The organism is Paenibacillus sp. J22P218 (assembly GCF_056269195.1).
In genome coordinates this window covers 442,824-468,246 of the sequence record NZ_JBWDNL010000006.1, presented here as the reverse complement: position 1 = coordinate 468,246, position 25,423 = coordinate 442,824, and the positions used below count along the sequence as shown (strand labels likewise).

The window sequence follows — 25,423 nt, the reverse complement described above, 5'->3', positions numbered from 1 at the left end:
TAGGGAATGACAATGTGACCGTACGGGGGGAATCCAAGATGGTTGTAACGCCAGACGTGCCAGATCTTCCATATAAATGGGTCAAAGGCTGCAAAATGTTCGAGTTGATTGCCGAGCCGGTCGAACGAGAGCTGTTGCCTGGGTTGTTCATGAAAGGCTGGGGCTATAACGGCTCGTTGCCTGGACCAACGATACGGGTTGTACAAGGTGATTGGGTCATTATTCGTGTCTATAATCGGTTGCCTGAAGCGACAAGCGTTCATTGGCATGGCCTTGATGTGCCGAATGGGATGGACGGCGTGCCTTGCGTCGAGCCTTCACCCAAGATCGAGCCTGGCCATTATTTTGATTACACGTTTCAAGTAACGAATCCGCCGGGCACGCATATGTATCACAGTCATTATGAAACGATTATTCAAGAGCTAATGGGGTTATGCGGCGCTTTTATTATCGAGGATCCGACTGAATACCGCTTTGGATGCGACTATTTCATTATGCTGCAAGAATTTCATCTTGCCGGCCTGCCCAAAGGGGAGCTAAAGACGGGGGCATATGAGGTTGCTCCGTTAATGGACGGGTTTAACTTTTTTACTATGAACGGCCGCTGCTATCCGCATGTGACGCCTCTTGCGGTCAAGTATGGAGAGTATGTGCGTATTCGACTTGGCAGCATCGGCATGAACGCTCATCCGATCCATCTTCATGGCCATCAGTTTTGGGTGACGGCAGCGGATGGCAATCCGATTCAGCGAAACGCGCAGTGGAGGAGAAATACGATCGCGGTAGCTAGCGGTACGACTTACGATATCGAATTTGCAGCCAATAATCCGGGTGTGTGGCCGTTGCATTGCCATATGCCGCATCATACGTCGAATAATTTTACGAAGCAAACGGGCGGGATGTTTACAACGGTAGTATATGTAGGGGGAAGCACCGAACGGTAGCTAGCCGCACGAGCTTGAAATAGCAGCCTGCGCTGTGTCAAAATGATCAATATCGATTGTCGATTAGTTTTGAATACATACGTTTATTGTTTGTTTGACTCATAGAAATAAGAATTTGCAGGAGGCCGCGTTATGTTCGCATCGCAAAGAAGGGATAAAATTATGGCTTGGTTACAACAACATGAGCAGCTAGTGGTCAAGGAACTGGCGAAGGAGCTGGGCGTATCGGAGGGAACGCTTAGGACCGACCTTCGCATGCTGGAGGAGGAAGGAGCGATCGAGAGGACGCATGGCGGGGCCGTGCTCGCGAAGCGGAAGCCGACCTACCGGGAAAGCGGCGCACCGTCGCGAAGCGAGATGAATTATGAGGAGAAGCTTGCGATCGGAGCACTGGCGGCGACGCTTGTATCTAAGGGGCAGTGCATCCTGCTGGATGCCAGCTCGACGGTGCTCGAGGTTGCAAAAGCGCTTGTTGGACTGGATTACATTACGGTTGTCACGAACGGACTCGATGCCGCGATGGTTCTGAACCAGAATCCGCGCATTAACGTCATTCTGATCGGGGGCGTGCTTCGTTCCGGCTCAAGGTCGATCGAAGGCGTGCTCGGCAAAGGCATATTGGACAGCATCCATGGCGACTTGTTCTTTACTTCTGCCGAGGGGGTCAGCATCGAGGAAGGGATGACGGATTTCAGCCTATACGAGGCCGAGCTTAAGAAAAGGATGGCTGCGAACGCACGCAAAACGATCGCGCTTGCGGACCATACGAAGCTCGGCCGGCGGGCGATTGCGACATCGGTAGCTTTCGATGAGATCGATACGCTCATCACGGATGCGAAGGCCGATTCCGTATACTTGAAACGGATTAGCGGCGTACGGGTCTTGATAGCGGCAGCAAACGGCGATAAATAACGATCATATAATCACGAATGCAAATGGCGACAACCGAACACAATCGTTGACATATGAAGGCAAACGGCAGGACAATAGAGGCAGCATATAACGAAGGAGGATATGAATCATGCTGCTTGATCATATTGACGGATACATTATCGATTTGGACGGAACGGTATACAGGGGGTACGCCGCCATTGAAGGTGCGCGGGAGGCGATTGCCGCGCTCCGCGAGCGACAGCTGCCCATCGTATTCCTGAGCAATCGCGGAAATATATCCCGTGCGATGTGCCAGGAAAGACTTGCGCGAATGGGGATTGAAGCAAGGCCGGAGGAAATATTGCTGACCTCGACTGTCGTGGGTCAATACTTGCAGACGCATGAGCCAAATGCGAAAGTATGGACCTTAGGTGATCGCGGATTGCGGGAGGAGCTTGCCGCGCAAGGCGTTACATTGGCGGAACAGCCTGAGGATGCGGATAAGCTGGTTATCACGCTTCATGAAACGTTGACATACGAGGATCTCAACGATGCCTTTCGTGCTGCACGCAGCGGCGCAGAGATCATAGCCACGAACGAAGACAAGTCGTTCCCCGGTGAGTTCGGCGAAGCGATTGACGTTGCTGGCATGATTGCCGCGATCGTAGCGACGACCGGCCAGCAGGTGAAGCTTGTTATCGGCAAGCCGTCGCGCTATATGGCGGAGGCGGCGTTGCAGGCACTGGGCTTGCCGCCGGAGCGCTGTCTGGTTATAGGCGACAGTCTCGCATCGGACGTCGCGCTGGGCAAGCGTGCCGGCATGCGGACTGCACTTGTGCTAACGGGCTCCGTGACGAGAGAGCAAGGGGAGAACGCGGCGGATAAGCCGGATATGATATGGCATTCGCTAGCGGATCTGAAGCTAGAGCTCGAGCGGAAGGAGCTAAGCGCATGAGCGATTTTTTGAGTGAAATCAGAGAGGCGGCGGCACAGATCGAGGGCTTCGACCCGAAGACGCTTGAGTTGGGGCCAATCGTTCTTGCGGCTGGTGCTTCGCGGCAAGTCGCTCCTTACTTGAAGGAACGCGGCTATAAGCAAGCAGCGATCGTCGTAGATGATACAACCTACGAAGTTGCAGGCCGACGACTATATGATGCAATCGTTACAGAAGGCATTTCGGCGCAAGTGACGAAGATTACGCCGAACAAGCAAGGCGATGTGATCGCTGACGAAGCTTCCGTCGTGCAGTTGATGCTGGACACGAAAGCTAAGAAAGCGGAAGTCATCGTCGCCGTCGGGTCTGGGACGCTGCATGATATTGCTAGGTTTACGGCTTACACGACCGGTATTCCGTTCATATCCGTGCCGACTGCCCCATCGGTCGACGGTTTCAATTCCAAAGGAGCTCCGCTTATTATCCGTGGAGACAAGCAAACGATACGGACGATCGGCCCGGAAGCGATTTTTGCCGATTTGGATATCCTCGTCGAAGCACCGCCCGAGCTTGTTGCAGCCGGCTTCGGGGACATGCTGGGCAAGTATACGTCGCTATTCGACTGGAAGTTCGGCAGCATCACGTCCGGTGAGGGATATGAGCAAGTCATAGCGGATATTACGATGAAGGCGCTACTTGATTGCGTAAAGCATGTCGATGAGATTGCAGCGCGCAAGGAGGAAGGGATTCGGCTGCTTACGGCAGCATTGCTGAACTCTGGCTTCGCGATGCTTATATTCGGGCAATCCCATTCTGCCTCAGGCGCGGAGCATCATTTGTCCCACTTCTGGGAGATGACATTCCTGCGCGAGGATCGAAGGCAGATTCTGCACGGTGCGAAAGTAGGCGTGGCTTGCGCAGAAATATCTGCCTATTATCGCAGTATTCTTCGCGATGTATTGGCGAAGCTGCCTGCCGATCAGCAGGAAGCGGTTAAGCAGGAGCTCGCGAAAGTACCGGATGAGGTGGAGATTCGCCGTTTGTTAACGAAGGTAGGCGGCCCCTCGAGGCCATCCGATATCGGCATCGACGCGGCTCTGCTCGCCGCTGGGTTGGGAGAAGCGCACCGCATACGCCCCAACCGCTCAACAATGTTGAAGTTTTACAATGAATCAATCCTCTAATTGACGACGCCGATTAATCGCCATGGCGAATCCTTGGCTGATCGCTGAAAGGTGAAGGAGTAGGAAGTGTTTCGCTCCGGCACGTTCTTCGTCACTATCGTAATCGGCAGCGTCACTTGGGCGGATAGGGCGGGTTGCTCGGACGAATCCGAATGAAGCCCGCCTCCTTCACTCTTCTTCCGAAGCGGTTCTTTGATAGACACGAGAGTCCCCATTAATTCGACCCATTTCGTCACTTCTTCTTCCGGCATCTCCTTGGCAAGCTGCCTCAACATATGCTCGTCCTGATGATTCAATACGACAACGAATAACTTGGCAAGCGAAGCAGGGGAAGCGGCGTCGAACAAAGCTTGCAGCTCTCCTCCTGCCTTATGCACCATAAGCTGATGGGCCAAGTCCGGAAATTCTGACTTATGCGTGCTGCTGCCGAGAAAATGGATGCAGAAGTGGCCGGAGAAGCCGTTCTCCGGAATGCCGTCGCCGCCATGCGGCATGCCGTTCATGGATGCCGCAATCCAACCTTGCTCGGATTGGACGAGAACAGCCTTGCGCTTCCAGCTCCAGCTGCCGCCGTAAATTTGCTTCATCGTTGCCGTATCGGCTTTCGTTAGCGGCTGTACGTCGGCATGATCGCTGCCGGCTCGGCGCTGCACGCGGAATGATAAGCCCGATTCGAGATCGGTCACGGCAAAGATACTTTTGTTAGGGAGTGTCTGCTTCACTGAATCCCAGGATGTCATACCGCCGTAATGGTGCTTGCGCAGACCTGCGGCAAGCCGCAGCAGCATGTCCGAACTACCGGATGGCAGAAGCAGCCTTGTGTGTGCATCCTCTCGCCACAGATTGCCTGTCTCCTCCAACCGGTAATGCACGGGATTACTTTCCTGCGATAGCTGCACTTTAACCTCGACATCAGGCACAAGTACGACTTTTTCCGCCGATTCGACCTTCGACTGCTTCAATGCCTTCGTGAACTCAGGGCTGCTTATATCGAGCGTGCTCTCCAAAGCAGCCTGCCGACTGGCATGAACCGCAATCGTTAAAGATGCTAATACTTGCGTTTTTTTGCCTGCATAGCCAAGTGCCTCAACAGGAGCCGACACAACTGCAAGCTGCAACGCAAGCAGTAGGGCAGCAGTACCTATAGTTATCGCTAATCGCGAAGTAATTGTCCATTGTCTCACACATGCTGCCTCCGTTCCGCTTCATAAATGTCCGTTTATAGAATCGGCTGCGATGCTCTTATTTATGTGACGAGTCATTATGCATGAAGAGCCGATTTTTTCACCATACTATGTCGGATAAATAGCTAAGAGGGGGAGCATACAATTGTTGTACCATATGGCTTTAGCTATTCTGATGCTTATTCAACCCGTTGGTATCGCGGAACATTATATTTCCGATGCAGGCTCGCAAGCCGAGCGGCAAGCGCCTTTGTCTATCGAGCGTCATGGTCAACAAGTTAAGGAGGCCAGGAGCTCGGAATATACACATCCATTGCCCGGCGTACCGATCGTGAATGAATCGAAGTTTATTTCGCTTATGGATGAAGTGGACAAGCGCACCTTCACCCCGCCTGTCGATGCATCGCTTGACGGATGGGGCGGAATCGTTCCGGAGAAGACGGGTTACAAACTTGATCGAGGTTTATTCGAAGAGCAATTTTATGGCTACATTTTCGAAGGGGCAAACTTCACCTTGGAAGTTCCCATGCAGCCCGTCTATCCACGTGTTGACAGTGAATTGATGTCATCTATTCGGGTTAAGCAAATCGGACTTTATACGACGTATTACAATAGCCGCAACAAAAACCGTTCGCATAACATCCAGCTTGCAACCAATGCGATTAACAACCGCGTCGTATTCCCGAACGAAAATTTCTCGTTCAATGAAACGGTCGGCAAGCGCACCGAAACCAAAGGCTATTTGCGCGCCCCTGTCATCGTAAGGGGAGAGGTATCGGAAGGAATCGGAGGCGGCATTTGCCAAATCTCTTCCACGCTGTTCAACGCCGCTGATCGCGCTGGACTGCAGATCGTGAACCGTTACTCTCATAGCCGCAATGTTCCTTACGTGCCGCCTGGCCGCGACGCGACGGTAAGCTGGCAGGGACCCGACTTTGTTTTTAAAAACAGGTATAACGAGCCGATTCTGATCCGCGCATATGCAAGGAACGGAACGGTCAGCATCATGATCTATTCCTCGGATACCGTCAACGACAAGCCGCGAGAAGTGCCGAGCGCTTCCAGGAAGCTGCCGGAGGAAATTATGACTGAGTTGAACACGGTTGGCCATTAAGTGGAGAAGAGTGATTTCATTCCGGGAAGGTTGTCCTTCGAAAGGCGTGCAAACTGCATGGCGCGATATCGGGACAACCTTTTTTATTTTGGTATTGACGACTGATGATGAAAACGCTTATAATCCAGTTAAACGATTACGTAAACGATTACCTAAGGGGACAAAGACATACCGATGAGCATTAAGGAAGTGGCCAAACGAGCCAATGTATCTACCGCCACCGTATCCCATGTGATCAACGGAACCCGTTACGTCGCCAACGAGACGAAGATGAGAGTGCTGGAGGTCATGAAGGAATTAAAGTATCAGCCGAACAGCGTCGCGCGAAGCTTGCGCAGCAAGCAGTCCAAGATTATCGGATTGATGGTGCCGATTATGCCGGGCGATACGGCGAGCTTCTTCTTCATGTCCATTGCGCAAGGGATTGAAAACGTTCTTACGGAGAAGGGCTACAGCTTGATCCTAAGCAATACGAAGGACGATATCGCAACCGAACAGGCGCAAGTGAAGATGTTCAATTCTCAATTGATCGACGGGCTGATCATGGCTCCGACCTACGAGGAGCACGCGTACTTGGATACGCTGAGAACCGGCGACTATCCAGTCGTCTTCATCGACCGCAAGCCAACAGAAGCACAAGGAGACTGCGTGTTGACCGAAGGAGCGAGAGGGGCTTACGAGGCGGCCAGCCATCTAATCGGCAAAGGGCATGAACGAATCGGCTTCATCACCGGGTCGCTGGGGTTAACGACAAGCGATGAACGGTTAGCGGGTTATAAACAAGCCTTGTCGGATAACGGACTGACAATCGAGGAACAATTAATACAGGTAGCGGATTCCACCAATTCCAGCTTTGACAGCGGATATCGGCTGACGCAGACGCTCATTACGAATCATCGGATAACGGCATTATTCGTAGCGAACAACGTCATGACTATGGGAGCGCTCCATTATCTGCAGGAAAATAACATTGCCGTTCCGGACGATATCGCGATCATCGGCTTCGACGATTATGAATGGGCCAGAGTAACAAGGCCGGCATTGTCCATGGTCAAACAGCCTTCTTTCGAGCTTGGAGAGGCAGCCGCGAATATTTTGCTGGAGCGGATCGAGAATCCCGATGCGGATTACAAGGAAGTCAGGCTTCCGACCGAGCTTGTCATAAGAGGTTCTTCTTAAACGAAGAACCTACTCTAGTCTTTAAACGATTAAGCTGAAAGCTATAAGTATCACGTAATCGTTTACGCAAACGATTACGTGTGAGAGGGTGGGTGCAAACGACGTATGAAGAAATCTGATAACACCGCTGCTTTGCCGCAAGGCATGCATCGTCCGACCAACAAGCAGGGCAATCGATTATGGCCGAAGATCCGGCAAAACTATGAGCTGTATTTGTTCATTTTGCCGGCGGTCTTGTTGTATCTCGTATTTAAGTATTACCCGATGTACGGCGTTCAAATCGCTTTCAAAGATTTTCGCGCAAGCAAAGGGATTTGGGGCAGCGAATGGGTAGGTTTCGATCATTTTCAGCGGTTTTTCGAGGCGTATAACTTCTGGCCTATTATGGAAAATACGCTGCTTCTAAGCGTATACTCGCTCGTTTTCAGCTTCCCTGTCCCGATACTCGTTGCGCTTATGCTCAATCAGATGATGGCGAAGCGGTACAAGAAGTTCGTGCAAACCGTTATCTATGCACCGCATTTTATTTCCACCGTCGTATTGATCGGCATGCTGAACGTCTTTCTATCTCCGAACAGCGGTCTCGTCAATCACGTCATCGCTTTCTTTGGCGGGGATCCAATCCTGTTCATGGCCGACGAAGGCTGGTTCCGACCGCTGTACGTATTGTCCGGCATATGGCAAGAGACCGGCTTCGCAACGATAATTTACTTGGCCGCGCTGGCCGGCGTCAACCCCGAGTTGCACGAGGCGGCGATTATGGACGGGGCGAGCAAGTGGAAGCGGGTTAAGCATGTCGATATCCCTAGCATACTTCCGACAATCATCATCCTGATGGTTCTTGCGGTCGGCAATATTATGAGTATCGGCTTCGAGAAAGCCTATCTGATGCAAAGCGACTTAAACTATGCAACTTCCAACATTATTCCGACTTACGTGTATGAGCTCGGGATTCAGAAGGCGCAGTACAGCTTCTCCGCCGCAATCGGACTGTTCAATTCAATCATCAACGTCGTACTGCTTGTAACGGTGAACCGCGTAGCCAAGAGGCTAACGGAAACGAGCTTATGGTAAGGAGGCTAACTAGACATGAATGCGCTGCTTAGAAGAAAATCCAAAGGCGATCTTGCTTTTGATATCGCCAATTACACGCTGCTTACGATCGCGATGCTGTTAATCCTTTATCCGCTCTATTTCGTGTTCATTGCATCGTTCAGCGATCCGAATATGATTTATTCCGGCCAAATCTGGCTATTGCCCAAGGGGCTGACGCTTGACGGCTACGAGCGGATCTTCGCGGATGCGACGATATGGATCGGGTACGGCAATTCGCTGCTGTATGCCGTTGTCGGCACGCTAATTAGCGTGGCCGTCACGCTGCTCGCCGCGTATCCGCTGGCACGCAGAGACTTTGTCGGCAGAGGGCTGTTTATGTGGTTCTTCATGTTCACGATGTTTTTCGGCGGGGGACTTATACCGACCTACTTGCTGATCAAAGATCTGAACATGATCAATACAATATGGGCGCTCGTTATTCCGGGCGCGGGAAGCGTGTTCAACATCATCATCGTGCGCACCTTCTTCCAAAGCACGATTCCCGACGAAATGCGGGAGGCTGCTTTCATCGACGGCTGCTCGAACACGCGCTTTTTCTTCAGCATGGTCCTTCAGCTGTCGAAGCCGATTATTGCCGTTATGGTGCTATATCACGTGGTCGGCTTCTGGAACGGTTTCTTCGACGCCATGATTTATTTGAACGAGGAGTCGAAGTATCCGCTCCAGCTCGTCCTGCGCAATATTCTTGTGCAAAATCAAGTGAACGGAAGCATGATGATCGACGTGGAATCGTATGCCGCCAAGCTAAGGGTAACCGAGCTGATCAAATACGGCGTCATTATCATCGCCAGTCTTCCGCTGCTTATTTTGTATCCGTTCCTGCAGCGTTATTTTGTCAAAGGGGTCATGATCGGCTCCATCAAGGGCTAACGCCCTTGCATTAGCGGTTGTCGCCGGGCTCCGTATTTCCGCGGATCGGACTCGGTTGATAATAGATAAAAAGCGATACTAAAAAGGGAGGATCTCATCAAATGAAAAAAGCAGGGTCGATTGCCGTAAGCGTCATGCTGAGCGCCGGAATGCTGCTTTCCGCTTGCGGAAGCAACGATGCGAACAATGGCAAAGAAACGCCGAGCACAGAGATCAACAAAGAAGGGCTACCGATCGTAAACGAGAAAGTAACGCTGTCGATCGTGTCGCCGAAGGCTCAGCTTGCTCCGGAATATAACGAGATGGAAATATTCAAGCGGCTGGAAACCGATACGAACGTTCATATTGAATGGAATAACATTCCCGACACCGATTACGGGGAGAAGAAAAACTTGCTGCTGGCAAGCGGCGATCTGCCGGATGCGTTCTATGCTTCGCAATTTTCCGATTATGAATTGATTACGTACGGGGAAGACGGCACGATCATTCCGCTCGAGGATTTGATCAAAGAATACGCGCCTAACTTGAATAAGCTGCTTGAAGAAAGACCGGATGTGAAGGCGGCGATCACCGCTCCGAACGGGCATATCTACGGATTGCCGACTTGGGAGGAGAACGAGCTCGGAACGAATCCGTTCTTCCATGTCATCAATACGGAATGGCTGAACAAGCTGAACTTGAAATTCCCGGAAACGCTTGACGAGTATACGGCTGCGCTTGTCGCCTTCAAGACGCTCGATCCGAATGGCAATGGCAAAGCTGACGAAGTACCGCTCAGCTTCATGCATATGCAATGGTGCATGGATATCGGCGGGCTGTTCGGCGCGTTCGGCATGCCTGATAATCTGGATCACCGCATTGTGCGCGACGGTAAAGTCATCTTCACGGCTACGCAGCCGCAGTACAAAGAAGCGCTGACTTACTTCAACGAAAAATGGTACAAACAAGGACTCATCGATCCCGAATCGTTCACGCAGGACGCTCCGCAATATTTGGCCAAAGGCAAGACGCCGGAGCCTACGCTTGGCTCTTATGTATGGTGGGAAATCGAAGAGGTTGTAGGCACGGAGCAGGCTAAAAATTACGCTCTTGTACCCCCGCTTACGGGACCTAACGGTGACAAGACGATCGGTCGCGGCAATGGCGGCGGACCTGGCCGCAACGCATTCGTTATTACGAAGGACAACGAAAATCCGGAAGTAACGATGCGCTGGATCGACCAGCAATACGAGCCGTACATGGCGGCGCAAATTCACTGGGGCCCGATCGGCGTCATTTACGAGAAGGATGCTAGCGGCAAGCTGGTCAACCTCCCGCTTGAGGAAGGCGTATCGATGGGCGAATTCCGCCAGAAGGTCGCTCCGAACGGCGCGGGCGTGATCACGAAGGACCACTTCAAGACGATCGTGGATATGGAGCCGCGCGCGCAGCAGAGGAAGAAGGATCTGGAGCAAACCTACGAGCCGTTCATGGAGAAGGAAAACTATCCGACGATTTTCTTCGAGCCGGAAGAGCTTGATCAAATTAACCAAATCGAGCCGGAGCTAATGAAATACGTCAATACGCAAAGAGCGAAGTTTATCGTCGACGGCGTGACGGACGCAGCATGGGACGGCTATGTGAAGAAGGTCGAGGATATGGGCCTTAGCAAGCTGATGACGATCTACCAAACGGCGCTAGACAGATATAAAGAAGCTCAAAAATAATTAGATAATGATGGGCATCGACGGAGCATTCCATCCGAATGTTCCGTCGATGTTTATCTATCGCCCTGCACATGAATGCGTGCATGATGGATAAAGAGGAGAGAGAACCGAATGAAGCATACGTATAACCACCCGCTAAGACCTCAATTTCATTTTACGCCCGAGGCCCATTGGCTGAACGATCCGAACGGCATGGTGTACTTCGATGGCGAGTACCATTTGTTCTACCAGCATCATCCGGAGAGCACGGTGTGGGGACCGATGCACTGGGGTCATGCGATAAGCCGCGATCTTGTAAGGTGGGAGCATCAGCCAATCGCGCTTTCCCCCGATCGCAACGGCACGATTTTCTCCGGCAGCGCGGTAGTCGATTGGCACGATACGAGCGGATTTTTTGAAGGCGGCGCAGGGCTCGTTGCGATTTATACGCAGACCGAGATGATCGAAGGCTCGGACCAATCCAAGCAGCGACAAAGCATCGCGTACAGCAGAGATAACGGTCGTACTTGGATACCATTCGCGGGCAATCCGGTGCTGACGGACACGAGATGCCCCGACTTCCGCGATCCGAAAGTATTCTGGCATGAAGCTTCGAAGCATTGGGTCATGGTACTTGCGGCCGGCGATCGTTTATTTCTTTATACGTCAAACAATTTGCAGGACTGGACATTCGCGAGCGAATTCGGTGCTGCCGATGGATCGCATGACGGCGTTTGGGAGTGCCCCGATCTGTTCGCTCTGCCCGTCGATGGTCGGAAGGGCAATGAGAAGTGGGTTATGATTGTAAGCATCGGCGACAACGAGCAGATGCCGGAAGGCTCCCGTACGCAATATTTCGTCGGAGAGTTCGACGGTCGAACTTTCGTGAACGACAATACGCCGGAGACGATCCTATGGATGGATCACGGCCGCGACAACTATGCGGGCGTGACGTGGTCAGATGCGCCAGGCAATGGCGAAGATCGGCTTCTTATCGGCTGGATGAACAATTGGAAATACGCGAACCTTATTCCGACGGGCGAATGGCGCGGCGCGATGACGCTTCCCCGCAAGCTGTCGCTGGAGCAACGGGCTGGAGGCATTCGCCTGATCCAGCACGCGCTTGATGCGCTTGACGGACTTCGTCTAGGCGGAACCGAATGGAGCGATCTGACGATAGAGCCGGGTCATAATCATCTTATAGCAGAGCAAGGTGAGCTGCTAGAGATGGCAGTGGAGTTCGAGCTCGGAACAGCAGCCGAATTCGGCATTAAGCTTAAGTCCGGTACCCGCGACGACGTAGAATATGAAACGATCGTCGGCTACGATGTAGCGGCCGGCGAACTGTTTATCGATAGAACGAAGGCGGGCGACTCGGCGTTTCATCCCCAGTTCGCTTGCAAGCATGGCGCCCCCCTTGCGGCTTCGAACGGGCGAGTCAAGCTTCGCTTATGGGTAGACCGGTCGTCTGTCGAGCTATTCGCGGACGAAGGAGGATTGGCCATGACGGACCAATTGTTCCCTCATGCCGGGAATGACTGTATCGAGCTGTACGCGGCAGGGGGAAGTGTACGCGTTGTTTCTTTGCAGTACTATCCGCTGCATTCCGTGTATGCCTCGTCAACGACAAAGGAAACGGTACAAAAATAAGCAAGGGGGAGCATTTATGGTTCAAAAAGGAGACAAGGCGACGCTGGATGGCGATCTAATCGGTTATTGGCCGTTAGATGAGACGGATGGCAGAACCGCACTGGATGTCGTCAGCGGAAGGCAAGACGAGATTTCATATGCCCTGTTGGATGCGAGGTTTACGGAATCTGCCGATCCGAAGCGCGTGGCAGGCATTTCGGGAAACGCATTGCTGTTCGACGGCTATTCAACCTGGATTAGCCGTACGGCGGATGCCGTAGAGCAGCCGCTTGATGCGCTGACCATTACGGCATGGGTTGCTCCGCGTTCTTACGAGTGGGGGGAGGATCAGCGGCTTTCGGCGATCGTGAACCGGCATGACCGGGAAGCGAGAGAAGGTTTTATACTCGGCATGTACCGGCATGGCTCGTGGTCGCTTCAGGTCGGCATTGAGGGACGCTGGATCGAACTGTGGTGCGAGGATCAGCCGCTTGAGAAGGATAAGTGGTCGCATGTGGCGGCCACCTTCGACAGGAAGGAATCGATGATGAGGCTTTATTTGAACGGCGTTCAAGCAGCCGCTCATCCTACGCCGGCACATGCGCCGATTACTTCGTGCGGTACTGATCTGCTCATCGGCCGGAATAATCAGGCTAAGGTGCTGGCGGAAGCGTTCCGGCATCATCTATTCGGCGGCCTGATGGACGAGGTGAAGATATACCGACGAGCTCTGACGGCAGAGGAGATCGCGTATTCCGTTGAGCTGGATCTTGCGCCTTACGGCGGAGTCGTGCCTGCGATCGCGGAAGCGAATATTCGGCTCGACCGCACGCCGCTGCTGAAGGACCGGCACCGGCCGCAGTATCATGCGAGTCCGCCGGCGCATTGGATGAACGAACCGCATGCTCCGATCTATTTTGAAGGGAAATATCATCTTTTTTATCAGCACAATCCCCAAGGGCCTTATTGGTCGCAAATTCATTGGGGTCACTGGGTGAGCGACGATATGGTGCGTTGGCGGGACTTGCCGGTTGCGCTTACGCCCGAGAAGGGGCAAGTCGATCCCGATGGCGTCTGGTCGGGCAGCGCCGCATATGACGGGAACGGCGTGCCCGCGCTTTTCTTCACGGCGGGGGACGATAGCGCGTCGCCTAATCAGCGTGTCGGTCTAGCTCGCAGTACGTTCTTGCAGGACGGCGATTCCGATCTTGCGAAGTGGGTAAAGCATCCGGCGCCTTTAATCGTGCAGGAGAAGGGCCAGGGCATGTTCGGCGACTTCCGTGATCCGTTCGTATGGAAGGAAGGCGAGTTGTGGTATCTGCTCATCGGTACGGGAACGGACGACGGGCGCGGAGGAACGGCGCTGGCCTACACGTCTCGGAACATGACGGATTGGTCTTATAAGGGCGAGTTCTTCACGGTTGATCCGGCCGTCTATCCGTATCTCGGCAATATGTGGGAGCTGCCCGTGCTGCTGCCGCTTGGCAAGGATGGCGGGGGCAAGGAGAAGCATGTATTTCTTATCAGCCCGCTAGGACCTGGGGCGGACGTAGAGGTGTTCTACTGGATCGGGACATTCGATACGGAAGCATTTCGGTTCAAGCCCGATCGCGAAGAGCCGCAGCTTATCGATGTCGGTGACTTCCATTTTACCGGGCCAAGCGGCATGGTAGATCCGAGGACGGGGCGCAATATCGTGTTCACGATTGCGCAGGGCGAACGGACGCCGCAGGTAGACTATGATTCGGGCTGGGCGCATAATGCGGGTTTGCCGCTCTGCTTGTCTCTTCGAGAGGATGGACAGCTTGGCGTTGAGCCTATAGAGGAGCTGCAGTCGCTGCGCGGCGAGCATCTGGTATCGTTAGCGAACGTATCGCTTACTGAGGTCAACGAGCGGCTTGCGAATGTGAAGGGCGATATGCTTGAAGTTGTGTTCGAGCTTGCCGAGGCGGAAGAAAACGATATCGGGATTGGCGTAAGGAGATCACCGGACGGAGAAGAAGAGACGGTGATTTATTATGATAGGAATCAGTCCGAGCTCGGAGTGGATCGCACGAAGTCGACGCTAGATCCCGAGGCGCGTTCGAGAGGCGTCCAAAGCGGGAAGCTGGAACTGGCCGGCGAAGCGCTGCGGCTGCGGGTTTACTTGGACCGCTCGATGATCGAAGCGTACGCGAACGGGTTGAAGAGCGTGACGACGAGAGCGTATCCGAGCCGTGAAGACTCACTTGGCTTGCAGCTTTCGGGCGAACCTTCCATAATGATAAAGTCGATTGATATTTGGAGGATGGCGTCCGCGTACGAATCATCGTAATCGCAGCGACGTTGTCATGAAATGAAGGAGAGATAAGGCAATGCGAATAGGTGCGATAGAAGCGGGCGGGACGAAGTTCGTCTGCGGAATAGGCGACGAGAACGGCGCCATCTCGGATCGAATCAGCTTCCCGACCGGGCAGCCGGAGGAGACGCTCGCCCAGGCGATCGCTTACTTTAGCGGCAAAGGCGTAGAGGCGATCGGTATCGGCAGCTTTGGTCCGATCAACCTTGATCCGCACAGCGGGCAGTATGGATACGTTACGACGACACCAAAGCCAGGTTGGTCAGGCTTCGACTTTCTGGGAGCGTTGCGAGCGGAGTTCGACGTACCGCTAGGCTGGGATACCGACGTGAATGCCGCAGCCTACGGCGAGGCCAAGTGGGGTGCGGCGAAAGGGCTGGACAGCTGCGTCTATTACACAATAGGGACGGGGATCGGTGTGGGCGTCTATGCCGAGGGCAAGCCCATTCACGGCCTTGTTCATCCGGAGGGCGGCCATATACTGACGCGCCGACATGGTGATGATCGCTTCGAGGGCTGCTGTCCGTATCACGGAGACTGCCTGGAAGGAATGGCAGCCGGTCCAGCCATCGAGAAGCGTTGGGGCGTCAAGGGCAGCGAGCTGGGCGCTGATCATGAGGCATGGGCGATGGAAGCCTATTATATCGGCCAATCGTTGACGTCTACGATCCTCTTGCTGTCCCCCGAGAAGATTATACTCGGAGGCGGCGTCATGCATCAGGAGCAGCTATTCCCGCTAATTCGCGCCGAGGTGCAGCGTAATCTGAACGGGTATGTGAGCGCAGAGCCGCTGCTTGGCGGTATCGAAAGCTATATCGTTCCTCCAGGCCTTGGCGACAATGCCGGATTATGCGGCTCGCTCGCACTCGGGTTAGAAGCTCATCGTCTTTCCTTGCGATAACTGCTGGGGCTAACTGCCTGCCACTTATGGAACTGGTTAATAAAATGATTGTAATTCTGATAGCCGACGTCGTACGCGATGTCGGCTAAGCTTCTATCCGTATGCTCCAGGAGCAGCGCAGCTTGGCGAATGCGCATTTGATTCAGCGTATCAATGATCGACAGTCCGGTACTCTCCTTGAACAGATGCGACAAGCGCGATGACGAGAGCTGGACGGCTGAAGCCAGCTCTTCGATCTTGAGAGGCTCGCGCATCCCTTGCGAGATGCGATTCAAGGTTTCCTCGACGCGGCTGTCGAAGTGCTGCTTCCGTCTGCGCGCGAGCAGAATAAGCACTTCGCTAAGCGAGGCGAGGCAAAGCTCGTTCCAATAGCTGCTGCGTTCCCTGGAGTCCGATAGTATTCGGGAGAACGCCCTATATATTCGCTTGCGAGCGGAATCCCCCGCAACCGTTTCATTAAACAGCTTCGCTTCCGGCAGCAGATTCGCCTGTATGGCATGATCGGGAAAATGCGCCCAGATGAAGTGCCAGCGCATCCCTTTTGCCGTTCCGTATTGATGAGGCGTATCCGGTCTCATCAAAGTGACATCGCCGGGCTTGCATTTGAGCTCCTCACCGGGAATATGGAAGTACCCTTCGCCCGCGATCGTATACGTAATCAGCCAATCGCCCATGCCTGCCGGCCGGGAGGCTGCATAAGTATCCGGCTCATCGAAGTGACCGGACAACACAATTCCTGCCGCAGAGCCGTTATATTCCGTTGGAACGTTCAATTTAAGCATGGCCACAGCTCCTCTCCTCTCACAACAGAATTTATATTCAAAGCATAACGCTGTTTGTTCTTAAAAACTAGTGTGATAGCAGAATTGTGTGACAAGAGAGCATCATTGTTACTTCATCGATATGCTTCAATTTCCTATACTGAGAGCATACCAGCAAAACGATGGAGGGATACACAATGAGTACAGCTTTACGAGCGTTGACGCAGGAGCAGAAACAGTTTTTCGAGGAGCAGGGTTATCTGATTGTGAAAGGATTGTTCAAGCCAGAGGAACTCGCGGAGATCGAGACAACCTTCGAGGATATTAGCCAGAAGACGATTCCAGGGTATTTCGAGCCTAAGCTTGATTCAGAGGTGACAGATCCGCTTACCCGCTATCCGCGAGTCATGCATCCGCATCGATTCAATGAAGCGGCGAAGCGTTATATGCTTCACGAGCCGGTGCTTGACATATTGGCGGATTTGTACGGCGAGGAAGCATACGCTGCCCAAAGCATGTTCTATTATAAGCCGCCAGGCTCGCGCGGTCAGGCGCTCCATCAAGACAATTTCTACCTCCAGGTAGAACCGGGCAACTGCATTGCCGCATGGACGGCGGTCGATGCTGCGGATGAGGAGAACGGAGGCTTGCTTATCGTGCCGAAGACGAATGATTACGAGATCGTCTGCCCTGACATCGCAGATTCCAAAGAGTCATTCACGACGCATTACGTGAAGCCGCCGAAGGATGAGAAAGCAATCCCCGCCATTATGGACAAAGGCGACGTGCTGTTCTTCAATGGCAATCTGATACACGGCTCTTACCGTAACAAAACGAAGGATCGTTTCCGCCGCGCCTTTATTTGTCACTATGCGAACCAGTCGGCTACGAAAATTTCACATTACTACAAACCGCTGTTCCGTGCCGACGGCTCGGAGGTTATTTTGGAAGACAACCCGGACGGAGGACCTTGCGGTGTCGAATTCGAGAACGTCTATCCACACTGATCACGCACATTGGGAGAAACCTACGCTCGCCGTTCATATGTCATGGTGGGGAATGAGCGGCCTGGGCGAAGGTGATCGCGAATGGTCGCTTGAGGAGAGGTTCGCTCAGATTGCGGAGGCAGGCTTCGACGGCATTGACGGCTTCATCCCAGCGCCCGAAGAAGCAGCGGAGTGGCGCAGGCTGCTTGCCAAGTACGAGCTGGCGCTAAGCGTCAACACGTATCCAAGGACTGCTGCAGATCTAGAACAGTTTCTGCAAAAGGTGCGCGCTTATGATGGGGATATAGCGTTCATCAATGCCCAGGTGATGACACCGTTCCTGATTGACGAACCAGCAATATCGTTGCTTGGCGAGCTGAAGCGACTTGGAGCAGCGTATGAGCTCCCCGTCCATATTGAAACGCATCGCGGTACGATTACGCAGGATCTGATCCGCACTGCCGATTATGTCCATCAATTAAGCGGTCTGCCGCTGACGATCGATTTTTCCCATTACGTTGTCGCTGGGGAGCTTCATACGATCTCTGACGAAGCAGAGGCGCTGCTCGGTGAGTTGCTCGTCCATACGGCGAGCATACATGCTCGCGTCTCGAACGGCGAGCAGGTACAGGTCAGCATTGGCGACAATGGCGAGCATCCGATGGCTCCGCATTTCAAGCGGTGGTGGAAGGAAGGCATGAAGCATTGGCTGCGATCCAGGAATAACCAGGAAGTTACGCTGACAGCCGTGTGCGAGCTAGGTCCACCCGGATATGCGATAACGATTGACGAGCACGCGGGGCGAACGAAGGAAATAAGCGACCGTTGGCAGCAATCGCTGCTATTGAAGGACATATTGCGCCGAGCATGGTCGGAGGCATTAAGCGAATAGAAGCAGGACTGTCCCGCAGCATCCAAACTGCGAGATGGTCCTATTTTTGTTTATTTTTAATTTATTGTAAAAAAATAATGGCAAGCTTGAAGCCAAATCGGCTTCACCTGCGTTTAATAGTATATAAGCGTATTTGTCCAATCTCGCTCAAGCGAAGGATTGACAGAAAGACGTTAATTCGCAATGATGGATGATAATAGTTCGATAACTTTATCCATCTAAATGAATAGAACAAACTATCCATACAATTAGGAATGATCACAATAAGGAGCTGACAACAATGAATATTGTAGTGGAGCAGCCGGCGGCTAGCTGGTATAAGAGCGAGATGGGTTTATCGGAGGGCGATCACGTACGAATTTTCGTGCGGCTGGGCGGCTGCGGCAGCGTGCATCCGGGACTGTCGCTAGGGATTACGAAGGAGACTCCGAGAAAGGTTGGACTGTCGCATACGGTGGACGGCGTAACCTTCTATATGGAAGAAGACAACCTATGGTACTTGGATAACAAAGAGCTCCGAATCTCTTTCAACGAGAAGTTCGAAGAAATTATGATGAAAGTGCAGTAAGCGAAGCTTGATGATTCAGCCACTAAAGCCGATAAACATAAACAAGCCTCCGAGTCAGGCAGCCGATTAGGCGACCTGACGCGGAGGTTTTTTCATGTCTTAACCTACATGCATTTTTCTTTTACGATCACTTTTTCCGGCTCAATCGTAACGATTGAATAACCTGACAGCGATTCGGTATACGAGCAGACGGCCTGTTGCTTCGTTTCGCCGCTGGCATCCTTGTATTTGATATAGATACCGCCCTCCCCAGCTAAGCTGAGCTTCGGCTTAATCTTAATTTCCTCGCCGCTTCGAATCGTTTGCTCGAATTGCTGCTTGGAGTCGCCGTTCACGATGCCTGCTTCTAAGGCGATAATATCACTATCTGTCTGATTGCTTACCGTTACTGAGAAGCGCTGGAATTGCCTGATCAAATCCATATTGCTCTTCAATAGGGAGTAGGCCGAGAAAATAATGAATCCAAGCACGAATATCGAACCAAGCAATATGATCCTTTTACTTTGCCGTGTCACCTTGTTCCGCCCTTTCCTTGCATGCTTACCAACATCTGCCGATAATGAAGACGCAAGTAAGTAGGTTTAGTTGCGTTAAAAGGGACAATTCATCGTCTATTCGGCAGTTTGGGCATCCATTTGAATAATCCTTATAATTCATACCTATTTAGTATGTTTTTTTGTGCCAAATGCATTTACTTCATAATGAAATATGTTAAAATGAATAAAAATACGAACCAAGCGGAGGAATTATTCATGAGTAAAATAGCTGTCATATCCGGTAGTCCAACGTCAAACTCGCGTCTGTATGGGCTCGTTGAATACGTAGAAGCAAAGCTAACTGCGGAAGGTCATGAAGTTATTCGCATCAACGTAGCCGACCTGCCTGCTGAAGCGCTGGTGAAAGCGCAATTCGGCAATGAGGAGCTGCAGCGGGCTACAGCCTTAGTCAACGATGCAGACGGTGTTGTGATTGCAAGTCCCGTCTACAAGGCTTCGTACACAGGTCTGCTGAAGACGTTCCTTGATTTGCTGCCGCAGACTGGCTTGAAGGGCAAAATTACTTATCCGCTGTTCATTGGCGGAACAATCGCTCATCTGCTTAGCATCGACTTTGCGCTCAAGCCGGTTATCGCAGCATTAGGCGGCCGTGTCGTATTAGGCGGCGTTTACGCGATCGATCCATGGATCGAGCGTCTGGAAGGCGGCGGGTACGGCTTGTCCGAGGAGCTGATCGAACGCTTGGATCGTTCGACAGGCGAATTCATTGAGGAATTGCATTGGCAGACTGTCCGTGCGGAGAGCCGCGCGAATCAATAATTAAAGGGCATGGCGATGGGAGGAGCTGAATATGGCTGCTGCGAAATTATCGGAAGAGCGAGTTGCACAGTTGCTTGAGGTGAGACCGGCTTGGAAGCTCGCTGATGGGAAGTGGATCATTCGCAAGTATCGATTTCAGACGTATATGGAAGGCATTTCGTTCGTCAATCGAGTAGCCGAAGCGTCGGAGAGGTTGAATCATCATCCGTTCATCGTTATTGAATACAAGCTTATTACTTTAAAGTTAACCTCATGGCATGCAGGCGGTCTAACCGAGCTTGACTTCGAGACGGCCGCCGAATTCGACGATCTTTTCGTGGAGAGCTAATGGAAAAAGAGCAATTCAAACGCCTTATGGGCCGTTTGGACTGCTCTTTTGTTGTTATAGATGGTTCTACTCTTTGTCCTTGCTTTCGGCTTCCTTGCTAAGCTCCTCCAGCGACTTCACTTTGCCGTGCGGCTGTTGCCTATGCTTGCGCTGGTTCCAAGCGTTTTCTCGGCGATTTTGCGATGATGTCATAGCTGCGTCTCACCTTCCTTCCAAGGAGTAGTGTGTCGCAGTATCGGCAGAATTATAATTGAGATGTGGTTGAGGCTTTGTACCGGTGCTAAAGATTTCGTCCGTTGTACTGTATGCAACAGAATGGCGAATAATTTGTTCCTATACTCCTTGTCATTGAAGATTTTGCAACGGAATCCTTGATACGGCAGACTTCTTGGGCCGGCATTCGCGGGTCAGTTGCTGTTTGTGCAATAAGGATGAGAGATTAAACGAGTAGAAGTCATTTCTGTTGCAGAAAGTGCAACCGGGGCAACTGGGTGACACGTGCACGGAGGGCTGGAGGGGGAGACGTTACAGGTGAGAGTAGGCAGTTATTGTAAGTTACTCGTTATAAAAAAGACAGCCTGCACGTACATAGCGTGCAGGCTGTCGTATGAAGTGCAGGTTCTCCTAAACGCCGGAGTAAGCGAGGAAGCCGCCGTCAACCGGAATGGTTGTGCCGGTTACGAAGCCGGCCGTCGTCTCGTCGGCGAGCCAGAGCAGCACGCCGAGCAAGTCCTCCGGCTTGCCGAAGCGGCGCATCGGCGTATGCGAGATGATCTTGCCCGAGCGCTCCGTAAGCGAGCCGTCCTCATTCGTGAGCAGCTTACGGTTCTGCTCCGTAAGGAAGAAGCCTGGAGCGATCGCATTCACACGTATGCCGGATTCAGCGAGATGAACGGCAAGCCATTGCGTAAAGTTGTTGATAGCAGCCTTGGCGGCGGCATATGCAGGCACTTTCGTCATTGGTGACGGAGCGGCCATCGACGATATGTTGATGATGGTTGCGCCGGAGCGGCCAAGCATCTGTTCCGCGAACACTTGCGTCGGGATAAGCGTGCCGACGAAATTCAAGTCCATGACGTTGCGGAAGCCCTCGACGCTCAGGTTGAACATTGTCGTAATGCCTTCTGCGCCGAGATGCTCCGGCTTGAACGTCTCATGCGTCGTATTGGCGCTTGGATGGTTGCCTCCTGCGCCATTAATAAGAATATCGCAAGGTCCGAGCTGCTCGAGTACGCTGCGGCCAGCAGCCTGCGTGCTTTCGATGCTCGTCACGTCGCAAGCAACGGCAATCGCCGTGCCGCCTGCGGCGCGAATTTCTTCGACGACCGCTTCGCCCTTGGCTGCGGTACGGTTCAGAATCGCGACCTTCGCGCCTTGACGTGCAAGCTCAATAGCCATTACTCGGCATAGAACGCCCGCGCCGCCCGTGACGACGGCTACTTTGCCGTTCAGAGCCTCATGCTTCGGCAATTGCAGTTGTTGTTCTGCCATTATGAATTCGCTCCTTTCACCGCTGCCTCACGCACAAGTGAATCCCATACGCCCCACAAATACATAATGCCGAGCGCACGGTCATAGAGGCCGTAACCAGGTCTGCATTGCTCGTCCCAAATATGGCGGCCATGGTCAGGTCGCGCATAGCCGGTGAATCCGGTCTCGTGATAAGCGGCTACGACGCCTGCGATATCGACCGTACCGTCCTGCGAGCGATGCGAAGACTCGATGAAGTCGCCGTTATCGTATACTTTGACGTTGCGGATATGAGCGAATGGAATGCGATCCGCGAATTCGCGAATCATCCCGATAATGTCGTTATTCGGATTGGCGCCTAGCGAGCCGCTGCACAACGTAATGCCGTTATAAGGGCTGTCATACAGCTTCAAGAAACGGCGGAAGTTGTCTTGCGTCGTCATGATGCGCGGCAAGCCGAAGATTGGCCACGGCGGATCGTCCGGGTGAATGGCCATTCGGATGCCGTTCTCTTCGGCGACGGGAACGATTTCGTTCAAGAAGTAGCGAAGGTTCTCCCACAGATGCTCCTCTGTAACGCCGCGATAAGCTTCGAACAGCTTCGACAGATGCTGCAGCCGCTCGGGTTCCCAGCCCGGCATCGTCAACGCCGAATTGGCATTGATTCGCTCGACGAGCTCGAACGGGTCTGCGCCTTCGATTTTGGCATTTTCGTAGAAAAGCGCCGTTGAGCCGTCAGCCATTTCCTTATGCAGGTCGGTGCGCAGCCAATCGAAGATTGGCATGAAGTTGTAGCAAATCACTTTTACGCCAACTTGGCCAAGCTTCACAATCGTCTTCTTGTAATTGTCGATGTACAGCTCGCGCGATGGCAAACCAAGCTTAATATCCTCATGTACGTTAACGCTTTCAACAACGTCAATGTGCAGACCGGCTTCTTCAGCTTGACGTTTGACCTCGAGAATTTTCTCCATCGGCCATTCATCGCCGGCCGGTACGTCATGCAGAGACCAGACGATGCCTTCTACGCCGGGAATTTGTCTTACGTAACGCAGCGGGACGGTATCGTTGTTCTCGCCAAACCATCTGAACGTCATTCTCATCGTGGACATTCTCCTGTCATCGTTATTTGTAGTAATTCGGGTACTTCTGCTTGAGCAGCGCCTGATCGGTGATGTTAAGGCTGAGGTGCTCCTTCATGAGCTGCTCCGCTTTGTCCGCATCATGCTCCCGGATCGCTTGGGCCATTCGTTCATGCTGATCGTACAGATGCTCCCAGTGATGGTCGTCCGCAAGCCGAAGCATACGGCTTCGGTTCAAGTGAATATTCATTTGGCCGACGACACCCCAAATGTTGCTCTTGCGGCAGCCTTCGAACAGTATGCGGTGGAACGCTTCGTCAAGCTCGAACATATCTTTGTCCTGCTGTCTGGTCATGCAGTCCTTCTGCTGCTGAAGGTTCAGCTCAAGCTGTGCGAGTGAAGCCTCTGGAAAATAGTCGCATGCCAGCCGAATGACCGAACGCTCGAGCTGCTCCCGCATAAAGCGGCCTTCCTCGACGAGCTCCGTATCGATGAGCGATACGAATGTGCCGCGTTGAGGCAGTACTTGTACAAGCCCCTCCTGCGCTAGCCGCAGGAAGCTCTCGCGAACCGGTGTCCGGCTTACCTGGAACAAGGTGGATGTTTCATTCTCCGACAGCGGCGTTCCGGGCGGCAATTCCAGCTTCATAATCTGCTCCCGCAGCTTCAGATAGACAGCATCTCTTGTAGAAGCGGGCTGCGTGCGTATCATATAATTCATGCGCTCGCCTCCTTTGTTTCAATACTGCCATACTACCATACAAGTTGTAAAAAGAGAATATTTTTTTGCTCAATACAAAACCGGAGCCCCCATAAGGGACTCCGGTTATCTAACTCACCATTAAGCTTCTCCAGCCGCGGCTTCTCTGCTTCCGTCGTCTCTGGTCCGCTCCCGTTCGTCAAGGGTGCGAAGGTAGGTAGCCATGACCCGGGCGAGCTGGTCGGACACCTCGACGAGACTCATATGGGCGGCGCCTTCGAACGTCGTCTCCAGGATATGGGGAAACGCATACGTCGTGCGCGGCGCACCGTTGCAGGTAACGGAGAAAGACCGTTCGGGAGGAATAACGTTATCCTCTCCTCCGGCGACGATCAATACGGGGAACTTCGCCCCGGTAAGGACATCGCTTCGATCGGGACGCTGAAGCATGCCCTCCAAAGCCGAAATCGCGCCCTGCGGCGTCATCTGGAGTCCGACCTCGATGAGCTGTCCGATCTCTTCATCCATATAACGAAGCTTCGCATTCGAGAACAGCCCGGGGATGCGCTCCTTCATGAAGGCCGATAGCCCTTGTTCGCGAATAACGGACATATCGCTAAGCCGTTTCTGCTTCGTATAAGCTGAATCAGGAAGGGCGGTGGAATGGATGAGTCCGAAGCCAGACAGTCGATCTGGATACTTCTCCGCGAATGCGGCAGTCACATATCCTCCGAGCGAGTGTCCGAACATCACGACACGTCCGATGTCCAACTCATCCAGCAGGGCAGCGATGTCATCTGCCATTACCTCCATGGAATAGACGCCTTCCGGCGATTCGGATTCGCCATGCCCGCGCAGATGGGGCATAATGACGCGATAGTTGTCGCCCAGCATGGGACATATTTTTTGCCAATATCGGGAGGAGCCGCAGAAACCGTGAAGCAAGACGATGGCGTTGCCGCTTCCACACTCTTCATAGACTAAATCGATGCCATTTACGTGAATACGCTGTTTACTCATCGATCCTCACCAGCCTTTTCATTTATTAGTAGCGCTTGCGTGATTGTTCTTAAACGCATGGCTCTTTTTTGAAACAAATGCATGTAAGCTGATTCAATTATCCTTGATCCGGTTAATAACGTAACAAGCTCGCCAAAACAATTTGTGAGAGAAGGTGGTTTCAATGCTAGGATGGGCTTTTATCTTCTTTATTTTCGCGATCGTCGCAGGGATATTCGGCTTCATGGGCATTGCGTCTGCACTGGCGGGTATCGCCAAAATTTTATTCGTTGTCTTTCTTATCTTATTTGTGGCATCGCTTATCTTTGGTCGAAGACGAGTGGGCTAACTAACACGGACTAGGAAGTCT

At 52.7% G+C, this 25,423-nt stretch carries 26 protein-coding genes; 18 read left to right on the top strand and 8 right to left on the bottom strand.

What is annotated here, in order from left to right; all coding sequences use genetic code 11:
* Positions 1-38 precede the first annotated feature (38 nt).
* The 4 genes from AC0YN0_RS25725 (at position 39) to AC0YN0_RS25710 (ending at position 3,935) form a co-directional block, all read left to right on the top strand.
* Complete coding sequence (locus tag AC0YN0_RS25725; protein ID WP_475823804.1) at positions 39-944, top strand: multicopper oxidase family protein; 906 nt, start codon at positions 39-41, stop codon at positions 942-944.
* A gap of 132 nt (positions 945-1,076) precedes the next feature.
* A complete protein-coding gene (locus tag AC0YN0_RS25720) occupies positions 1,077-1,856 on the top strand; it encodes a DeoR/GlpR family DNA-binding transcription regulator (RefSeq protein WP_475823803.1) in 780 nt (259 codons plus the stop codon).
* A 109-nt stretch (positions 1,857-1,965) separates the two neighbouring features.
* Positions 1,966-2,772: an HAD-IIA family hydrolase gene (locus AC0YN0_RS25715; protein ID WP_475823802.1), complete on the top strand. Its 807-nt coding sequence runs from the start codon at positions 1,966-1,968 to the stop codon at positions 2,770-2,772.
* On the top strand, positions 2,769-3,935 hold the full coding sequence (locus AC0YN0_RS25710) for a sn-glycerol-1-phosphate dehydrogenase (protein WP_475823801.1): 1,167 nt from the start codon (positions 2,769-2,771) through the stop codon (positions 3,933-3,935). Before AC0YN0_RS25715 ends, AC0YN0_RS25710 begins: the two co-directional genes overlap by 4 nt.
* On the opposite strand, the gene AC0YN0_RS25705 is transcribed toward AC0YN0_RS25710, so the two are convergent.
* On the bottom strand, positions 3,932-5,119 hold the full coding sequence (locus AC0YN0_RS25705; RefSeq protein WP_475823800.1) for a hypothetical protein: 1,188 nt from the start codon (positions 5,117-5,119) through the stop codon (positions 3,932-3,934). The genes AC0YN0_RS25710 and AC0YN0_RS25705 overlap by 4 nt on opposite strands.
* Before the next feature lie 145 nt (positions 5,120-5,264).
* Between AC0YN0_RS25705 and AC0YN0_RS25700 the strand changes: the two genes are divergently transcribed.
* From AC0YN0_RS25700 to AC0YN0_RS25665, 8 genes are all read left to right on the top strand, one after another.
* Entirely contained in the window at positions 5,265-6,233 is a 969-nt protein-coding gene (locus tag AC0YN0_RS25700) for a VanW family protein (RefSeq protein ID WP_475823799.1), read from the top strand.
* Between the two features lie 174 nt (positions 6,234-6,407).
* A complete protein-coding gene (locus AC0YN0_RS25695; protein WP_475823798.1) occupies positions 6,408-7,412 on the top strand; it encodes a LacI family DNA-binding transcriptional regulator in 1,005 nt (334 codons plus the stop codon).
* 144 nt (positions 7,413-7,556) lie between these two features.
* Positions 7,557-8,486, top strand: coding sequence for an ABC transporter permease (locus AC0YN0_RS25690; protein WP_475823856.1), 930 nt, complete (start codon positions 7,557-7,559; stop codon positions 8,484-8,486).
* 15 nt (positions 8,487-8,501) lie between these two features.
* Positions 8,502-9,398 (top strand): carbohydrate ABC transporter permease, encoded by an 897-nt coding sequence (locus AC0YN0_RS25685; protein WP_475823797.1) that lies wholly within the window; start codon positions 8,502-8,504, stop codon positions 9,396-9,398.
* 101 nt (positions 9,399-9,499) lie between these two features.
* On the top strand, positions 9,500-11,104 hold the full coding sequence (locus AC0YN0_RS25680) for an ABC transporter substrate-binding protein (RefSeq protein ID WP_475823796.1): 1,605 nt from the start codon (positions 9,500-9,502) through the stop codon (positions 11,102-11,104).
* 111 nt (positions 11,105-11,215) lie between these two features.
* Positions 11,216-12,733, top strand: a complete 1,518-nt coding sequence (locus AC0YN0_RS25675; protein WP_475823795.1) for a glycoside hydrolase family 32 protein — start codon at positions 11,216-11,218, stop codon at positions 12,731-12,733.
* Between the two features lie 16 nt (positions 12,734-12,749).
* Positions 12,750-15,026: a GH32 C-terminal domain-containing protein gene (locus AC0YN0_RS25670; protein ID WP_475823794.1), complete on the top strand. Its 2,277-nt coding sequence runs from the start codon at positions 12,750-12,752 to the stop codon at positions 15,024-15,026.
* Positions 15,027-15,066: 40 nt separating this feature from the next.
* Positions 15,067-15,951, top strand: coding sequence for an ROK family protein (locus tag AC0YN0_RS25665; protein WP_475823793.1), 885 nt, complete (start codon positions 15,067-15,069; stop codon positions 15,949-15,951).
* On the opposite strand, the gene AC0YN0_RS25660 is transcribed toward AC0YN0_RS25665, so the two are convergent.
* Positions 15,930-16,733: a helix-turn-helix domain-containing protein gene (locus AC0YN0_RS25660; protein WP_475823792.1), complete on the bottom strand. Its 804-nt coding sequence runs from the start codon at positions 16,731-16,733 to the stop codon at positions 15,930-15,932. The two genes, AC0YN0_RS25665 and AC0YN0_RS25660, sit on opposite strands and share 22 nt — an antisense overlap.
* A gap of 176 nt (positions 16,734-16,909) precedes the next feature.
* Here AC0YN0_RS25660 and AC0YN0_RS25655 point away from each other — a divergent pair, with 176 nt between their 5' ends.
* The 3 genes from AC0YN0_RS25655 (at position 16,910) to AC0YN0_RS25645 (ending at position 19,158) form a co-directional block, all read left to right on the top strand.
* Entirely contained in the window at positions 16,910-17,719 is an 810-nt protein-coding gene (locus tag AC0YN0_RS25655; RefSeq protein WP_442048363.1) for a phytanoyl-CoA dioxygenase family protein, read from the top strand.
* Positions 17,688-18,590 (top strand): sugar phosphate isomerase/epimerase family protein, encoded by a 903-nt coding sequence (locus AC0YN0_RS25650; RefSeq protein ID WP_475823791.1) that lies wholly within the window; start codon positions 17,688-17,690, stop codon positions 18,588-18,590. Before AC0YN0_RS25655 ends, AC0YN0_RS25650 begins: the two co-directional genes overlap by 32 nt.
* A 280-nt stretch (positions 18,591-18,870) precedes the next feature.
* Positions 18,871-19,158 (top strand): HesB/YadR/YfhF family protein, encoded by a 288-nt coding sequence (locus AC0YN0_RS25645; RefSeq protein ID WP_442048361.1) that lies wholly within the window; start codon positions 18,871-18,873, stop codon positions 19,156-19,158.
* 104 nt (positions 19,159-19,262) lie between these two features.
* On the opposite strand, the gene AC0YN0_RS25640 is transcribed toward AC0YN0_RS25645, so the two are convergent.
* Positions 19,263-19,673 carry a hypothetical protein gene (locus tag AC0YN0_RS25640; protein WP_475823790.1) on the bottom strand — a complete coding sequence of 137 codons (411 nt, stop codon included), beginning with the start codon at positions 19,671-19,673 and terminating at the stop codon, positions 19,263-19,265.
* A gap of 237 nt (positions 19,674-19,910) precedes the next feature.
* Between AC0YN0_RS25640 and ssuE the strand changes: the two genes are divergently transcribed.
* Positions 19,911-20,474, top strand: a complete 564-nt coding sequence (gene ssuE / locus AC0YN0_RS25635; RefSeq protein ID WP_475823789.1) for an NADPH-dependent FMN reductase — start codon at positions 19,911-19,913, stop codon at positions 20,472-20,474.
* A 31-nt stretch (positions 20,475-20,505) separates the two neighbouring features.
* Positions 20,506-20,802: a 4a-hydroxytetrahydrobiopterin dehydratase gene (locus AC0YN0_RS25630; RefSeq protein WP_475823788.1), complete on the top strand. Its 297-nt coding sequence runs from the start codon at positions 20,506-20,508 to the stop codon at positions 20,800-20,802.
* A gap of 66 nt (positions 20,803-20,868) precedes the next feature.
* Here AC0YN0_RS25630 and AC0YN0_RS25625 read toward each other — a convergent pair whose 3' ends face one another.
* The 5 genes from AC0YN0_RS25625 to AC0YN0_RS25605 form a co-directional block, all read right to left on the bottom strand.
* A complete protein-coding gene (locus tag AC0YN0_RS25625; protein ID WP_337098382.1) occupies positions 20,869-20,994 on the bottom strand; it encodes a DUF6254 family protein in 126 nt (41 codons plus the stop codon).
* Positions 20,995-21,426: 432 nt separating this feature from the next.
* The gene (locus tag AC0YN0_RS25620) at positions 21,427-22,293 is read right to left on the bottom strand and encodes an SDR family oxidoreductase (protein ID WP_475823787.1); all 867 of its coding nucleotides are present in this window, start codon (positions 22,291-22,293) and stop codon (positions 21,427-21,429) included.
* Positions 22,293-23,375 carry a mannonate dehydratase gene (gene uxuA / locus AC0YN0_RS25615; RefSeq protein WP_475823786.1) on the bottom strand — a complete coding sequence of 361 codons (1,083 nt, stop codon included), beginning with the start codon at positions 23,373-23,375 and terminating at the stop codon, positions 22,293-22,295. The genes AC0YN0_RS25620 and uxuA overlap by 1 nt, the downstream gene beginning before the upstream one ends.
* A 22-nt stretch (positions 23,376-23,397) precedes the next feature.
* Positions 23,398-24,075, bottom strand: coding sequence for a GntR family transcriptional regulator (locus AC0YN0_RS25610; RefSeq protein WP_475823785.1), 678 nt, complete (start codon positions 24,073-24,075; stop codon positions 23,398-23,400).
* Between the two features lie 120 nt (positions 24,076-24,195).
* Positions 24,196-25,074, bottom strand: a complete 879-nt coding sequence (locus tag AC0YN0_RS25605; RefSeq protein ID WP_475823784.1) for an alpha/beta fold hydrolase — start codon at positions 25,072-25,074, stop codon at positions 24,196-24,198.
* 163 nt (positions 25,075-25,237) lie between these two features.
* Between AC0YN0_RS25605 and AC0YN0_RS25600 the strand changes: the two genes are divergently transcribed.
* A complete protein-coding gene (locus AC0YN0_RS25600) occupies positions 25,238-25,402 on the top strand; it encodes a DUF1328 domain-containing protein (protein WP_475823783.1) in 165 nt (54 codons plus the stop codon).
* Positions 25,403-25,423 lie beyond the last annotated feature (21 nt).